Origin of the sequence: Sphingomonas sp. IC081, from assembly GCF_006874585.1 — a bacterium.
Taxonomy (GTDB): domain Bacteria; phylum Pseudomonadota; class Alphaproteobacteria; order Sphingomonadales; family Sphingomonadaceae; genus Novosphingobium.
In genome coordinates, this window is the sequence record NZ_CP029761.1 from 2544393 (window position 1) to 2560104 (window position 15712).

The 15712-nt window shown below is 67.6% G+C and carries 10 protein-coding genes; 6 read left to right on the forward strand and 4 right to left on the reverse strand.

Annotated features, from left to right (window positions below; all coding sequences use genetic code 11):
* Positions 1 to 310: 310 nt before the first annotated feature.
* Both DM450_RS12180 and DM450_RS12185 read left to right on the forward strand, forming a co-directional pair.
* Complete coding sequence (locus tag DM450_RS12180) at positions 311 to 1552, forward strand: NAD(P)/FAD-dependent oxidoreductase (protein ID WP_142635147.1); 1242 nt, start codon at positions 311 to 313, stop codon at positions 1550 to 1552.
* A 385-nt stretch (positions 1553 to 1937) separates the two neighbouring features.
* Entirely contained in the window at positions 1938 to 2606 is a 669-nt protein-coding gene (locus tag DM450_RS12185; protein ID WP_260609840.1) for a Crp/Fnr family transcriptional regulator, read from the forward strand.
* Positions 2607 to 2639: 33 nt separating this feature from the next.
* On the opposite strand, the gene DM450_RS12190 is transcribed toward DM450_RS12185, so the two are convergent.
* The 4 genes from DM450_RS12190 to DM450_RS12205 form a co-directional block, all read right to left on the reverse strand.
* Entirely contained in the window at positions 2640 to 4115 is a 1476-nt protein-coding gene (locus tag DM450_RS12190) for a tetratricopeptide repeat-containing protein (RefSeq protein WP_142635149.1), read from the reverse strand.
* Between the two features lie 71 nt (positions 4116 to 4186).
* On the reverse strand, positions 4187 to 4678 hold the full coding sequence (locus DM450_RS12195) for a nucleotide synthetase (RefSeq protein ID WP_142635151.1): 492 nt from the start codon (positions 4676 to 4678) through the stop codon (positions 4187 to 4189).
* A 20-nt stretch (positions 4679 to 4698) separates the two neighbouring features.
* Entirely contained in the window at positions 4699 to 6321 is a 1623-nt protein-coding gene (locus DM450_RS12200) for a toll/interleukin-1 receptor domain-containing protein (protein ID WP_142635153.1), read from the reverse strand.
* 175 nt (positions 6322 to 6496) lie between these two features.
* A complete protein-coding gene (locus DM450_RS12205; RefSeq protein ID WP_260609841.1) occupies positions 6497 to 8761 on the reverse strand; it encodes a S9 family peptidase in 2265 nt (754 codons plus the stop codon).
* A gap of 479 nt (positions 8762 to 9240) precedes the next feature.
* On the opposite strand from DM450_RS12205, the gene DM450_RS12210 reads away from it, so the two are divergent.
* The 4 genes from DM450_RS12210 (at position 9241) to DM450_RS12225 (ending at position 15704) form a co-directional block, all read left to right on the forward strand.
* Positions 9241 to 12621, forward strand: a complete 3381-nt coding sequence (locus DM450_RS12210) for a glycosyltransferase (RefSeq protein ID WP_142635155.1) — start codon at positions 9241 to 9243, stop codon at positions 12619 to 12621.
* Positions 12622 to 12761: 140 nt separating this feature from the next.
* The gene (locus tag DM450_RS12215) at positions 12762 to 13142 is read left to right on the forward strand and encodes a DUF2314 domain-containing protein (RefSeq protein ID WP_185928600.1); all 381 of its coding nucleotides are present in this window, start codon (positions 12762 to 12764) and stop codon (positions 13140 to 13142) included.
* A 132-nt stretch (positions 13143 to 13274) separates the two neighbouring features.
* A complete protein-coding gene (locus DM450_RS12220; protein ID WP_142635157.1) occupies positions 13275 to 14240 on the forward strand; it encodes a magnesium and cobalt transport protein CorA in 966 nt (321 codons plus the stop codon).
* 645 nt (positions 14241 to 14885) lie between these two features.
* Positions 14886 to 15704 carry a ferredoxin--NADP reductase gene (locus DM450_RS12225; RefSeq protein ID WP_142635159.1) on the forward strand — a complete coding sequence of 273 codons (819 nt, stop codon included), beginning with the start codon at positions 14886 to 14888 and terminating at the stop codon, positions 15702 to 15704.
* Positions 15705 to 15712 lie beyond the last annotated feature (8 nt).

Here is a 15712-nt window from a genome sequence, read left to right on the forward strand (position 1 = left end):
ACAAGGCTCGCCGGCCAGATCGCCTGTCCCCGGTGATGTTTTCGTTGAGAGCCCGCAGCCAGGAATGCGCGATGCGCGGAAAGTGGACCGGCCGACCCTATGTGGTTTCGAGAATCAGGGGACTAACAGCTTGATCCCGGCACGGATAGATACCTGCGGGTGATTGCTGTCATGAAACTGCATCATCAATGGGTGGAAGCCGCATTCGCTCTTGCCCTTTTCGCCGAATGCCATGAGACACGCTCTCCAAGCAAGATTGTTCCATTCCAGAAATTGACGGAGAGATGAAGTTGCCCGAACGGAACCCCTCATGAGCCAGTCGGACGTCGTTATCGTGGGAGCCGGCCACGGCGGTGCGCAGTGCGCCATTGCCCTGCGCCAGAACGGTTTTACCGGAACCGTCACGGTGATCGGCCGCGAGCCGGAATATCCTTACGAGCGCCCGCCGCTCTCCAAGGAATATTTCGCGCGGGAGAAGACCTTCGACCGCCTCTACATCCGCCCGCCGACGTTCTGGGCCGAAAAGGAGATCGCCTTCAAGCTCGGCACCGAAGTCACCGCGGTCGATCCCGCCGCGCACGCGCTCACGCTCTCGAACGGCGAGACGTTCGGCTACGGCACGCTGGTCTGGGCGACCGGCGGCGATCCGCGCCGGCTCTCCTGCGCGGGCGCCGACCTCGCGGGCATCCACGCGGTGCGTACCCGCGAGGATTGCGACACGCTCATGGCGGAAGTCGACGCGGGCACGAAAAACGTGGTCGTCATCGGCGGCGGCTACATCGGCCTGGAAGCGGCGGCGGTGCTCTCGAAGCTCGGGCTCAAGGTGACGCTGCTCGAAGCGCTGCCGCGCGTGCTGGCGCGCGTGGCGGGCGAGGAACTTTCCGCCTTCTACCAGGCCGAACACCGCGCCCACGGTGTCGATCTGCGCACCGGGGTGGCCGTGGAAGCGCTCGAGGGCGACCATCACCGCGTCACCGGCGTGCGCCTCGCGGGCGGCGAAGTCGTGCCCGCCGAGGCGGTGATCGTGGGCATCGGCATCGTTCCGGCGGTGGCGCCGCTGATCCTGGCGGGCGCGGCGGGCGCGAACGGCGTCGATGTGGACGAATACTGCCGCACCTCGCTGCCGGACATCTACGCGATCGGCGACTGCGCGGCCTTTGCCTGCGACTTTGCCGGCGGCACCGTGATGCGGGTCGAATCGGTGCAGAACGCCAACGACATGGCGACCTGCGTCGCCAAGGCGATCTGCGGCGCCGGGACCGGCGAGGACGCGAAGCCCTACAAGGCCTTCCCGTGGTTCTGGTCGAACCAGTACGACCTGCGGCTGCAGACGGCGGGCATCAACCTGGGCTTCGACCAGACGGTGGTGCGCGGCGACGTGGCCGCCCGCGCGTTCTCGGTGGTCTACCTCAAACAAGGCAAGGTCGTCGCGCTCGACTGCGTGAACATGGTCAAGGACTACGTGCAGGGCCGCAAGCTGGTGGAAGCCGGCGCGTCGCCCGCCGCCGAGGTGCTGGCCGATGCGGGAACACCGCTCAAGGACCTGCTCTGAGGAAGGCGCGGGGCGGGTAGCCGTCCGGCGCGGCGCGAAAAGAAGCCCGGAAACACGAGGTTTCCGGGCTTAGTGATGTGGCTGCTCCTTTCAGAGCCGCCTTCGGGTCGCGAGGCCTTGCTACTCCTCCCGAAAGCGTTCCCGCGTGACCAAGATCACGCAGGCAAGAGAATCGGGGAGCCGCCAGCGGCGCCATTTCCGGCGCCAGTCCGGCGCCGCTGGCAGCGCCCGCCCCGCCCCCGCCCCGCCATCGCAGGACCGATCCGGCCGGGCTGAACATTGCGAAACAGCCGCTTAGATCGCCTTGGCTCTTCCGCAGCACGGTAAAAATCGGTTAAGCGCCTCCTTGCGTTTCGAGGCATCGACAGTGCATCGGCGCGCGGTCATGGGGCGTCATTTTTTGGATTCCGACGAGAAGATCGAAATCATCGCGACCATCTTCCGGTGCGACCGCGCTCCCGCGGAAGCGCTGGGCAAGGTCCTGGCGGTGCAGCGGCTGGCGGCGCGGGAAGTCCTCGCGCGTCAGGGCGAGGAATCGCACGACTGCTGGCTGGTGATCGAGGGCGGCGTGCGCATCGAGGCTTACGGCGTCGAGGGCCAGCGCCAGCAGCTGGCCCAATATGGCCCCGGCGAATTCTTCGGCGCCTACCCCAGCCCGACGGTCCACCGCGCCGAGATCGCCACGCTACTGGAGACCGTGCTGCTGCGCGCCGAAGCCCGCCGGATCGCCGCACTGGTCGCCGTCGACGCGCAGATCGGCGCGGGCATGGCCCGCCTGCTCGCACGCCAGCTCGACCGCGCGCTCGACCGGATGATGGCCCGCACCACTTATACCGCGGCGGGGCGGGTCTATGCCGAACTGCTGGCGCTGGCCGGCGAGGCCGACCGCATCGCCCCGCCCCCCAAGGTCACGATGCTGGCGCTCTGCGCCAATACCACGCGCGAAACCGCCTCGCGCGCGATAGCCGCGCTGATCCGCCGCGGCGTCATCAGCCGCGACGAGCGCGAACTGGTGATCCTGGCTCCCCGCATGCTGCGCGAGATGATCAGCTGAGCGGCGGAGAGAGCCTCTCCGGCAAAATTCGCCTCAGCCCTGCGAATCGAGGCAGAACAGCCCGATCGGGAAATCGCCGCGCACGGTCACGATCTCGCCCGCCGTCTCGAAGCGGTAGCGCGGCGCCAGCAGTTCCAGCACCGCGATCTGCGGCCAGTGCGCGCAGATGCTGCCCTCGGCGGTGGCACGGGCCAGCATGATGGCGGCGCTGCCGATCTCGACCAGGTCCTGACCGGGCGCGAAGGGCGCATAGTCCAGCCCCAACCGGCTGTCCGGCGCCAGCCGCAGGATGGCCGCGCCCTGGTCCATCGCCGCGACCGGATCGTCGAACTGCAACAGCGAAAAGCCCTCGTGCACCGCCGTGCGGGTCACGAAAGTCAGGTCGCAATAGTCCGGCACCGGCCCCAGCAGGGCCAGCACCGCGCGGTTGACGCCGGGATCGAGTTCCTCGCCCCGGGTCGGCGGGATCTGGTCGAGCACCAGTTCGTGGAACTGCCGCCCCTGCCGCCGCCATTCGACTTCGGCCGCCGACTGCTCGTTGAACGCCCGGCCGACGTGATAGGCCACCGCGCTGGTCGCCAGCACGCGGGCGCGGCGGATCGCCAGCCCCATCGCCACTTGCGCCCCGAGATGGATCGCCGCGGCCGAGAGCCGCCCCGGCCCGGACAACACTTCCACCGATTCGGCCGCCTCGATCAGCCGGTCGAACCGCTCCGGCCAGTCGCCGCCGAACTGTTCGACCGAGACCGCGCGAAACGCCTCGACCGAGGTCGGCAGCACCGCATGGAGCTGCGCCCCTGCCGCCAGTGCCAGTTCGGCAATGACGATGTCGGACCCCGCCGCCAGCGCGCCGAACACCGCGCCCGGACGCACCCGGTCGAGCAGGGTGGAGATCTCCTTGCGCAACCGGGCGATGTCCGTCGGCAGGCCGATGATGCCACTGAAATAGAGGCTGGCGGGCGGGCGCAGATGGTCGAACAGGCCGAACGGGGCGCCGGTCCATTCGAGGACCTGCTGGAACTGCCGCAAGGTGGCGGCCTGGTCCTCCCAGGCGTCGGGCGCGGCCTTGACCGCCTGTTCGAGCGCGATCCGGGCGCCGCGGGCATCGCCCAGCAGCAGCCGCGCTTCCGCCGCCGTCGCGCCCAGCCAGTATCGGGTTTCCGGCTCATGCTCGCCGCTGTCCAGCACTTCGAGCACCTGCCTGGCGAGGCCCTGCGCTTGTGCCGGCTTGCCGTTGAGCAGGGCGATGGTGGCCGCATTGATCAGCGGATAAGTCGCGCGGCGGCCGCCGGCCGCCTGCAGGTAGGCCTCCTGGGCCTGCTCCAGCAATTCGCCGCGCTCGGGCCCCGCGGCCCCGAGGCCGCGATCCTTGAGCAATCGTCCCTTGAGACTGAGCGCACCGGCATCGCGCGATTCGAGCAGCCCGGCCCCTTCGAACAGCCGCCACGCCCGCAGCACGTCGCCGGAGCGCGCAATCTGCCGGATGCGGGCAAGAAGAGGAAGGGTCACGGGTTCTACTCGTTCTATCTGCGTACCAGAGGGGTCGGCGGGATCCGGGACAGCGGCCCCGGATCGCCGTTTCAGTCCTGCGGGGGCGGGTTCTTGATATCGGGATCGATGGCAAGGCCGATCCAGGTCGGCTCGCCCGCCGAGGTATATTGCAGCAGGTCGACGTTGACGTTGAAGCGGTGGCAGGTGCCCAGCTTGCCGCCCTTGTTGAAGCGCGCCTTGAACAGCACCGTCTTGTAGCGGCCGAACTCCTTGTCGTAGTTGCAGTACTCGACACCGCCGTAGAACGAGGAGAGCGGCTCCTTGGTGGTGATGCCCTCGAATTCCTTCGAGAAGAACAGCTGGTCGCTGACCAGGTTGATCTGGATGGTCGAGTTGCAGGTCACCGAGATATAGTCCTGATCCGGATAGTCCGGCAGCTGGTATTCCAGCACCACCGACTGGCCGTTGGTGCCCAGCACCACGTTGAAGACGATCGGCGCGGTCGCGTTCCAGTCCTCGGTCTTGTCCTCGGTGACGAGCCAGGGTGCGAGGCCGTATTGGGTGTAATCCAGAGTCGACATGAGTTTCCCCTTCGTGGAATTCAGTTCGGCCGACCGCCGAACTTGCGCCGCCAGACGCGCCAGTCATTGTTTTCCGGGTCGGACGCGATCAGCCGATCGACGTCGGAAAGAGCCTCCCGCCGCATCGCCTCGGCGCGCGTGCCCTCGCCCAGCGCGCGCAGCAGTTCCGAGGTCGAGTACCGCACCAGCATCCAGTCCACCAGGTAGCTGACGTTCTTCGGATCCTCGCGCAGCAGTTCCTGCACGATTGCCGCCTGCGCGCCGCGCTGCTCCAGCGCCTCGCGGTCGCGGCCCTCGGCGCGCAGGGCATCGGCCAGCCAGCCGTGGCGGTTGGCGATGTCCTCGCGCACGCCGGCATCGCCGGGCTTCATGCTGTCGACCTTCTGCATCGTCTCGAGCGCGCGGCGGCATTCGCCGAGCCCGGCCTGCGGGCCCTGATGCGCAACGTCGTGCCCGGCGTCGTGCGCAACGTCGGCGCCATGGGCGACGGCCAGCGAACAGATGTTGCCCTGGGCATAGCCCAGCTCGCGCCAGTATTCGCGGTTGCCGGGGCGCAGCTGCACGAGGCGCCGGGCCAGATCGCGATAGGCCTCGAAACGCGGCAGCGCCGCCGCGTAGCGATAGCGGATGAAGTCGACGTAGCCGAGCCAGTACTCGCTCTGGGCATGGGCAAAGACCCGCTCCGGATCCTCGGGGTCGGCATCGAGCAGCGCCCCGGTGACGCGGTGGGCCTCGTTGAACTTGGCCAGCGCCCCCGCCACGTCGCCGCGCTTGTGATCGTCCTCGCCCATGGCGTGGAGAATGCGCGCGCGCCGGTCGAGCGAGGCCGCCGGCAGGTCCTTGAGATCGGGCTGGTCGGCATAATAGCCCAGCGCGCGCTGGTTGACCGTCTGCAGCACGTCGAGGCGGCCCACGCCTTCCAGTTTCTGCCGCAGGTCCGTCAGCATGAATTCGATCAGTCCTTCTGCCTGCTGGCGCTGGCGCTGGGCTTCCATCTGCGCGCGCAGCGCAAAGACCAGCATCAGCGCCATCGATAGCGTAAGCAGCACGGTCAGGAGCGTGATGGCGATCACGCGGCGCAATTGCCTTTGCGCATCGCGTTGAATTATCTGGTCTAGTGCGACACCCGACAAGCCCGCGACGATTTTCAGCCGCGCGAGCCTGGGCCCGTCGGCATCGCCGCGGAAGTCGGCGGCGATGGGTTCGTGCACCACGCCCTCGGCATCGGCTTCGAGCAGGGCATCGGGAAAACTGTGCTCGGGCTCGCCTTCCACCAGCGCGGCGATGATCGGGCGGTTCGGGTGGAGGCTGCGGAACAGCGCGATCTCGGCGCCGACCCAGCGCGAGGCCCGGGCAGCAGGCGAACACAGCACCAGCAGCGCCTCGGACTGCGAGAGCGCCAGGCGCACCTCGCGGTCGAGGCTGGTGGCGGCGGGCAGCTCGGCGCGGTCGCGGAAGATCGGGGTGAGGCGCGGCGGCACCGTGCCCAGCGCGGTCTCCGTGCCGACCAGTCTTGCCGGAATGCGGTAGGATTCGAGCCAGCGGTGCAGCTTGCGGGCAAAATGCTCGTCGGCATGGCTGTAGCTCAGGAAGGCGCGATAGGTGCGCGCCTCCGCCGCCAGACCGATGTCTTCTTCCACCATTGCCCCGTGCCTGCGTCCTTGCAGCCTTTGCCCCGGTCCCGTCCGGGGTCGCGAATCCCCTATCAGAAGCGTGGTTCCGCGCAATAACCCTTAGGTGTCCGCAATGTAGCGCTGCGATCGGACACGAGCATGAAGTCCGCACGCATCGCCCAGGAGGCGTGCGGACTTCATGGGTTTACTCCGGCTTCACGCCGTGGCGGCCGAGGAAGGCAAAGATCGTCTCCCAGACGTGCCGCGCGGTGCTGCCGCGCACCGCCGAATGGGTCTGGCCCGGATAGAGCATCATCTCGAACTGGGTGGACGAGGCCTGCATCTTCGCGATCAGGGCAGTGCTGTTCTCGAACACCACGTTGTCATCGGCCATGCCGTGCATCAGCAGCAGCGGATCGGCGATCTTCGGCGCGTTCTCGATGGCATCCGCCGCGCGGTAGACCTCCGGCTGCTGGCGCGGATCGCCGAGGTAACGCTCGGTATAGCTGGTGTCGTAGAGTTCCCACTTGGTCACCGGCGCGCCCGAGATCCCCGCCGCGTAGAGGCCGGGATCGCTCTCCAGCATCTTCAGCGTCATGTAGCCGCCATAGGACCAGCCATAGGTCGCGATCTTGGCCGGATCGACAAAAGGCAGCGACCTCAGGTACTTCGCGCCCGCGCGCTGGTCGGCCACTTCCACCGTGCCCATGGCATTGCGGATCTGGCTTTCGAAAGCGACGCCGCGATTGGCGCTGCCGCGGTTGTCGAGGCGGAAGTAGATGTAGCCCTTCGCCACGATCGCCTGCGGCAGCGCCCCCAGCCAGCCTTTCGAGACCGTCTGCGCGTGGGGGCCGCCGTAGTGTTCGAAGAACACCGGGTAGTGCTTGCCCGGCTCCATCTTCGGCGTGATCATCAGCCAGTGCAGGTCGGAGCCGTCATCGGCCTTGATCGTGCCGAACGTGGTTTCGCGGTGCGCGGCCAGATAGGGCGCGTAAGGGTGCGCGCCCTCGACGCGGTTCTCTTCCACCCAGGCGAGGCGCTTGCCGCTGCCGTCAGCGACATAGCTCTGCGCGGGCTGCGTGGAGGAAGAGCGGGTGACGTAGAACAGGGTCGCATCCGCGCTGGCGACGGCGGCATTGACGAAGCCGGGGTCGGTCAGGCGCTCCGGCGTACCGGGCCTGGCGAGATCGAGCGCGTAGAGCTGCGGGGCCAGCACGCTGTCCCTGGTGCCGGTGAAGTAGATGCACCCTTTCGCCTCATCCACGCCGACCAGGCCGGTGACGACCCAGCGACCCGAAGTCAGCTGGCTGAACTTGCCGTCCCTGAACCGGTAAAGGTGGCCGAAACCGTCCCGCTCGGACCACCAGACGAGGCTGCCGTCCTTGAGGAAACGGTAATTGCTGGAAAGGTTTACCCAGCTTCCCTTGGGCGCGTTCTCGGTGAACAGCACCCGGCTCCTGCCGGTGGCGGGATCGACCGCGAGCATGTCGATCTTGCTCTGCGCGCGGTCCTCGCGCTGCACATAGAGCGTGCGGCCGTCGGGCGCCCAGTCCACGCGAGCAAGGTAGATGTCGGGATCGCTGCCGAGGTCGACCTTCACCAGCCCCGAACCATCGGGGTTCATCAGGTGCAGCGAGACCAGCGCGTTGGGGGTGCCGGCGGCGGGATAGCGCTGCTCGAAGACCTTGGTGCCTTCCGCGCCGATGGCGGCGCGGGTGACGACGCCGACCGGCGCCTCGTCGAAGCGCTCCACCGCGATGCGGCTTTCCTCCGGGCTCCACCAGTAGCCCGCGAAGCGGTCCATTTCTTCCTGGGCGACGAATTCCGCCTCGCCCCAATGGACGGTTTTCGCGGATTCCTCAGGCGTCACCGCCTTGGGCGCCTCGCCCGACAGCGGGCCGACATAGAGCCGCTGGTCGCGCACGAACGAGAGGTAGCGGCCCTTGGGGCTGAGCGCGGCGTTGAGCTCGTCTTCGGGCGAATCGGTCAGGCGGCGCACCGAACCGTCGAGGGTGGCGAGCCAGAGATCGCCGTCGAGGGGCACCAGGATCGCCTTGCCGTCCTTGCTCCAGCTGTAGCTGACAATCCCTTTAAGGCTGCCGACGCGCTTGCGCTCACGCTGCATCTTCTCCGCCTCGGACAGCTCGCGGCCCGAGCCGAGCTTGAGCGAATCGACCAGCATCCGCCATTCGCCGGTCTCGCGCTCGTAGCCCCACAGGTCGTAGCGCTCGCGGTCGTCGCTGCGGTTGCGCAGCAAGGTCAGCCAGCGGCCGTCGGGCGAGATCTTCACCTCGCGCGGGGCCGGACCGTCGAGCGAGGGGCTGGCGAAAACGCGTTCGAATGTCAGGCTGTTCTGCATGGCGGGCGCACTCTTCTGGGGCTCGGCCGCATAAACGGCGGAAGGGGCAAAAGCGGTCGTCGCCAGCAGCAGGCCGGCCAGCCCCGCCCGGAACGTCAAACGCGTGGTCACTGGGTATCTCTCCGTGGTTTCGTCCAGACCGACCGGGAACCGTTTCTGGAGTCCGGCGGCGGGGCGCAAGAACCCCCGGGCGCTGAAGGCCCGAGGGGGTAATGCGGCAGCGATAGCGGGGCCGAGGGGGAATTGCACCCTTGGATACGCACAGCGGGGTCCCTTTGCGGCACCGGCCCGCTCCCCCACCCGACCTCCCCTACGGGGTAGAATCTGGGAGGTCGGGTGGGGGAGCGGGCCGGTGCCGCAAAATCCGCCCTCGGCGGATTTTTCAGAACACATGAATCTTTTGTAACCTCGCCTCCACCGCCGCTCCATCCCCGCTCGGGCAAAAGGACCCTGCGATCCGGGAACCTCAGTCTGACAGTCGCACCCTCGTCATTGCCCCTGGTTCCCGGATCGCACCTCCATAAAACCTGAAACCGGGCGGCTTCCCCCAGCCGCCCGGCCCCTTTCGAGGGAAACTTGCGAGACTGGCCGTGTCTGCACCGATCTTCTTCGACCCCACCGGAAACCGCCGCGTCCGTGTCCGCAGGTTCGGGTTTTTCATGCTGGTGCTGGCGCTGGCCGCATCCGCCGTCTTCGCGACCACCGTGGCCACCGTGCCCGCGCCGCCGCCGCTGCCGATCGCCTACGAGCATGCCCAGCCGCTGCCCTTCCGCGCGCAGATCGGCCACCTGACCCGCAGCGCCCGCAAGTTCCTGTTCGGCCGCGCCGCCGCGCCTGCCCCTACCCCGAACGCCAAGCCGATCACCGTCGGCTTCTACACCCCGTGGAACGACGATAGCGCCACCTCGCTCCAGCGCCATATCGACCGGCTGGACTGGGTCGCCCCGGCCAATCTTTCCGTCGATGCCAGCGGCGCGCTGAAGGTGGAAACCGATGCCCGCTTCGAGCGCATCGTCGCCACCGCCCTGCACCGCCCGCTGGTGATGCCGGTGCTGCAGAACACCCTCGACGGCGACTGGCAGGGCCCGCAGACCGCCGCCCTGCTCGCCAATCCCGCGCGCCGCCATGCGCTGGAAGCGCAGACCCTCGCCTATCTCGACAAGACCAAGGCCGCCGGCGTCATGGTCGACTTCGAGACGATGCCCGCCGCCAGCCTGCCGAGCCTGCGCCTGTTCCTTTCCGAACTGCGCGCGCAGCTCACGCCCACCCACCGCCTCGTCTCGGTCACCATGCCGATGGACAACCCCGACTGGTCGACCCGCGCCTTCGCGCAGGCCGCCGACCGGCTGGTGCTGATGGCCTATGACGAGCACTGGCAGGGCGGCACCCCCGGCCCGATCGCCTCGAACCCGTGGTTCGTGCAGAAGCTCCAGCACGCGCTGGCGGGCCTGCCGCGCGGCAAGGCGATCGTGGCGCTGGGCGAATACGCCTACGACTGGCACGACGGCAAGGCCGATGCCCTCACCGTCGAGGAGGCCTGGCTCTCCGCGCATGACAGCGGCACGACCCCGCAATACGATCCGATGAGCGGCAACACCGGCTTCTCCTATGTCGACGGCAGCCGCCACGACGTGTGGATGCTGGACGCGGCCGCCACCTGGAACCAGATGAAGATCCTCTCGCGCCTCGGCGTCGGCGATATCGCCCTGTGGCGCCTCGGTTCGGAAGACCCCGGCTTCTGGAGCGCGGTCAAGGCCTGGCATAACGGCGGCCAACTGCCCAACCTCAAGCCGCTGGTGCAGGCCGCCAACGTCGACGTCGAGGGCCAGGGCGAGATCCTGCGCGTCACCGCCACCCCGCAAGACGGCAGCCGCGCCGTCGCCTTCGACAAGGCCAGCGGCATGGTGACCTCGGAAACCTATCAGGTCCTGCCCACACCTTACGTGGTCAAGCGCACCGGCGCGCTTCCCAAGCAGGTCTCGCTGACCTTCGACGACGGCCCGGACCCGACCTGGACGCCCAGGATCCTCGCGATCCTCGAACAGTACCACGTCCCCGGCACCTTCTTCATGGTCGGCGAGAACGCGCTGACCAACCGCGACCTCGTCAAGCGCATCGCCGACGACGGCGACGAGATCGGCAACCACAGCTACACCCACCCCAACATGGCCGAGGAAGCCGCGACCGGGATCGGGCTGGAACTGAACGCCACCCAGCGCCTGATCGAGGCCACCACCGGCCATTCGATCCGCCTGTTCCGCGCGCCCTACTTCGGCGACGCCGAGCCGACCACCGCCGACGAACTGGTCCCCGCCGTTGTCGCGCAGGAGCACGGCTACACCGTGGTCGGCCTCCACGTCGATCCCGACGACTGGCAGCGCCCCGGCGTCCAGCACATCATCGACAGCACCATCGCACAGGTGGAATCGGCCAGCCCCGACCGCAGCGAGAACGTGATCCTGCTGCACGACGGCGGCGGCGACCGTTCGCAAACGGTGGAGGCGCTGCCGGTCATCATCCAGCGCCTGCGCGCCGACGGCTATACTTTCGTGCCGACCTCGAAGCTGGCGGGGCTGACCCACGACCAGGTCATGCCCAAGGTGGACGGCGTCAACCTCGCCGCCGTGCGCGCCGACATCGCCCTGTTCGCGGTGCTGGCGGCGATCCTCGCCGGGCTCAACTGGACCTTCTTCTTTGCCATCTCGCTCGGCGTGCTGCGCTCGGTGGGCCTCGCCTCGCTCGCCGCCATGCTGCGCCGCCCGCGGCCGGTCGAGGCACCCGAGGACACCTGCCAGCCGCTCGTCACCGTCATCATCCCCGCCTACAACGAGGAGCGCGTGATCGAGGCCTCGGTGCGCCGGGTGCTGGAGAGCGACTATCGCCACTTGCAGGTGATCGTGGCCGACGACGGTTCGAAGGACCGCACCAGCGCCATCGTGTCCGGCGCCTTTGCCAGCAATCCGCGCGTCGAGCTGCTGACGCTGGTCAACGGGGGCAAGGCCGCCGCGCTCAACCGCGCGCTCCTGCAGGCCCGCGGCGAGATCGTCGTCGCGCTCGACGCCGATACCCAGTTCGAGGTGGAGACGATCTCCCGCCTCGTGCGCTGGTTCGCCGATCCCGCCATCGGCGCGGTGGCGGGCAATGCCAAGGTCGGCAACCGCGTCAACCTCGTCACCCGCTGGCAGGGCGTGGAATATGTGACCGCGCAGAACCTCGAACGCCGCGCGCTGACCAAGCTCGACGCGATCATGGTGGTGCCCGGCGCGGTCGGGGCCTGGCGCCGCGAAGCGCTGGACGATGTCGGCGGCTATCCCGAAGACACCCTGGCCGAGGATCAGGACCTCACCATCGCCATCCAGCGCAAGGGCTGGAAGGTCGCCTACGACGAGGACGCGGTGGCCTGGACCGAGGCGCCGGAGAGCTTCCACGCGCTGTCGAAGCAGCGCTTCCGCTGGTCGTTCGGCACCCTCCAGTGCCTGTGGAAGCACCGCGGCACGCTGAGGAAGGGCCGCCCCTCGGGCCTCGCCTTCATCGGCATGCCGCAGGCCTGGCTGTTCCAGATCGTCTTTGCGGTGATCTCGCCCGCCATCGACCTTGCCCTGCTGATCTCGATCGGCGGCACGGCGCTGCGCATCTCGCAGCACGGCTGGGCCCAGACCCAGACCGACGTGCTGCGCATGGGCGCCTACTGGCTGGGCTTCACGCTGGTGGACCTTGCCTGCGGCTGGGTCGCCTACCGCCTCGACCCGCGCAAGGAGCGGTTCCGTCCCTTCCTGCTGCTGGCCCAGCGCTTCATCTACCGCCAGCTGATGTACAGCGTGGTGATCCGCGCGGTGGGCGCCGCCTTTGCCGGCAAGGGCATCGGCTGGGGCAAGCTGGAACGCACCGGCCGCGTCAATGCGGGACCGGCGGGCGCTGCGCCTGCGCCTGCAGCGGCGGACAGGCAGGCGGAACTGGAAACGGCGCCGTAAACGGCGGCGACAGGAGAACAAGGATGGCGGGCAAGGCCATGCCCCCACCCCGCTCATGCTGAGCGGGCGGAAAGGTCTGCTTTGGGTGGATTGCTGCCGTTCCCGTTGCACTCTAAGCAGACTGTATGCGGGAACCAGATTTGCAGATCGACGGATGGTGCCTCGAAGATGGCGAGGCATATCATGCAAATGCGCCTAGCACATTCTGGATACCTGAACTGAAGGACCGGGAAAATTTGCAACCGGGTGATCTGGTGAAGCTGATTTTCCAAATCAGCGTCGATAATCCTGATGAACCCGTAGCTATTGAGCGAATGTGGGTGCTGGTCCGAGAGCGGCGGCCCAATGGCTTTTTCGGACTTCTCGATAATGACCCGAGCAGCATTGGCGAGAACGACGAATTCTGGAGCGGCATCGAACTTCCGTTCCAACCGCGTCACGTTATCGACATCGACGGAGGTGACAGCAGCACGCTAGCCCTCGCTCTCCGTGAGCCAAGACGAGACTGGCCACGAACCTAGCTACGGCAGCTTTGGGCCGTCAGCAGCCCTTCCCGGCCGGGCACTTCTCCACTCCGCCCACCGCACCGCAGTTGTCCCCCGCCCCGACGTGCCGCTAATGTCGCCCGCCAAGCCCCTCTGCCGGGACCAGAAATGACCGTCATCGCCGCCCAGCTCTACCACAATGGCCGCTCGGCCGAGCCCGTCTCGCTCGAAAGCTGCCCGCCCATGCCCCAGGACAACGACTTCGTGTGGATCGGCCTGCACGAACCCAGCGAGGCCGAACTGCGCGCCGTGCAGAAGACGTACGGCCTGCACCCGCTGGCGGTGGAAGACGCGCTGAAGGCGCATCAGCTGCCCAAGGTGGACGTCTACGGCGACCAGCTGTTTGTTGTCGCCCGCACCGCGCATCTCGAAAACGACACCATCGTCTACGGCGAGACCGCGATGTTCGTGGGCCAGCATCACGTGATCTCGGTGCGCCACGGCTCGGCCCGCGCGCACACCGAACTGCGCGCCCAGCTGGAGGCGGCGCCGACGCTGCTGCAGCACGGGGTGGACTATGTGCTCCACGCGATCCTCGACTTCATCGTCGACGGCTACCTGCCGATCGTCGAGACCATCGAGGAGGACGTGCTGGAGATCGAACGGCGCGCGCTCGACGCTTTTCTGGGCCGCGAGCAGGTCATGCACCTGTTCGCGCTGCGCCGCGAACTGATCCGTTTCCAGCGCGTGCTGGGGCCGATGGGCGAAGTGTGCAGCAAGCTGGTCCACCTCGAGATGCCGTTCCTCGATGCGGCGGTGCGCCCCTACTTCGGCGACGTGCTGGACCATGTGAAGCGCGTGGAATCGATGGTGGCGAACCTGCGCGAAGTGCTCACATCGGTCTTCGAAGTCAGCCACCTGCTGGAATCGCAGCGCCAGGGCACGATCACCCGCCAGCTCGCCTCCTGGGCGGCGATCCTGGCGGTGCCGACCGCCATCGCCGGGATCTACGGCATGAATTTCGAGAACATGCCCGAACTGCACACGCGCTACGGCTACTTCGTGGTGCTGGGGGTGATCGCGGTGCTGTGCAGCGGCCTCTACGGCTGGTTCCGCCATACCCACTGGCTGTGAACCGCCGGCCCTTAACCCTTGGCCCTGAACGAAACAGCCCCGGGCAGTTCGCGCTACCCGGGGCCTTCAGGGGACACAGCGAGAAACCCGCGTGGGCCCGCCGGGTTCCATGGCCGGGCGGCGGTCTCGGCAGGACGGCCCCGACAGGCGACCGGCCGCGGCTAAACCCCACCTTGCTGGACTGTTAGAAATCCTCGCCCGGTTATTGCAACTCGTTATCATTAGCTATAACGAGGCCCGCGAAGGAGCGAGCAATGCCAGCACGGACCGGATCGGAAGCCGGGAAACCGCGCAATTCCGGTCACTTGACCCACCCCGCGCGGTGCACGGCGGGCGCCTGCGGGCAGCCCGGTGCGGGGCTTTACGGCCTGTTCCGCAGCCAAAGGCGGGCCGCGCGCTCCGGCAAGCGGCCATTTTCGCCTTGCCTTGGCGACTGTGACAGGTCATTCGCGCGAACGGTTTCGACTCACGCCGGTGGATGGGCGCATCATCGGCGAGGACGAGGCGATCCTGTTCGGCCTGCGGACCCCATGGTCCGCGCGGCGACTTCATGCCCTGCACCTCGCAGGGTAAACCGCCCCAAGAAGACACCGCCGCCGACAGTATTTCCCGGACACAGCATTTTTTCCGAAGGATTCGATAGTAATGAGCGATAGCGCCGCCGATACGGCGACCCTGACCCCCACCGGCGCCCTGTCGGTCGAGGAAGTGCTGTCGGTCCATCACTGGAACGACCACCTCTTCAGCTTCAAGATCACCCGCCCCTCGACCTTCCGGTTCCGCTCGGGCGAGTTCATCATGATCGGCCTGCCCGGCGACAACGGCAAGCCGCTGCTGCGCGCCTATTCGATCGCCAGCCCGGCCTATGCCGAGGAACTGGAATTCCTCTCGATCAAGGTGCCGGACGGCCCGCTGACCTCGCGCCTGCAGCAGATCAAGCCGGGCGACCAGATCTACCTCGGCCGCAAGCCGGTGGGCACGCTGGTCGCCGACGCGCTGCGCCCGGGCAAGCGCCTGTTCCTGTTCTCGACCGGCACCGGCCTCGCGCCGTTCCTCAGCCTCGCCCGCGACCCGGACATCTACGAGCGGTTCGAGCAGATCCTGCTGGTCCACTCGGTCCGCCGCGTCAGCGACCTCGCCTTCCGCACCGAGCTGGAAAGCCAGCTGGCCGACGATCCGCTGATCGCCGACGAGGCGCTGGTGCAGTTCCACTACCTGCCCACCGTCACCCGTGAGGAGTTCCCGACGCAGGGCCGCATCGGCACGCTGATCGAGGACGGCAGCCTGTTCATCCCGCAGCTGCGCGGCCCCGCCAAGCTCGACCCCGAGCACGACCGCATCATGCTCTGCGGCTCGATGGCGATGATCCGCGAGTTCGAGCACAGCCTGGAAGCCCAGGGCTTCGAGGAAGGCTCGAACAACAAGCCGGGCGATTTCGTGATCGAACGCGCGTTCGTCGACTGATCGAACCG

What these genes read in the sequence shown, in the direction of transcription:
- DM450_RS12180 (WP_142635147.1), top strand. Translation starts at nt 311, where the DNA reads ATGAGCCAGTCGGACGTCGTTATCGTGGGAGCCGGCCACGGCGGTGCG.
- DM450_RS12185 (WP_260609840.1), top strand. Translation starts at nt 1,938, where the DNA reads ATGGGGCGTCATTTTTTGGATTCCGACGAGAAGATCGAAATCATCGCG.
- DM450_RS12195 (WP_142635151.1), bottom strand. Translation starts at nt 4,678, where the DNA reads ATGTCGACTCTGGATTACACCCAATACGGCCTCGCACCCTGGCTCGTC.
- DM450_RS12200 (WP_142635153.1), bottom strand. Translation starts at nt 6,321, where the DNA reads ATGGTGGAAGAAGACATCGGTCTGGCGGCGGAGGCGCGCACCTATCGC.
- DM450_RS12220 (WP_142635157.1), top strand. Translation starts at nt 13,275, where the DNA reads ATGACCGTCATCGCCGCCCAGCTCTACCACAATGGCCGCTCGGCCGAG.
- DM450_RS12225 (WP_142635159.1), top strand. Translation starts at nt 14,886, where the DNA reads ATGAGCGATAGCGCCGCCGATACGGCGACCCTGACCCCCACCGGCGCC.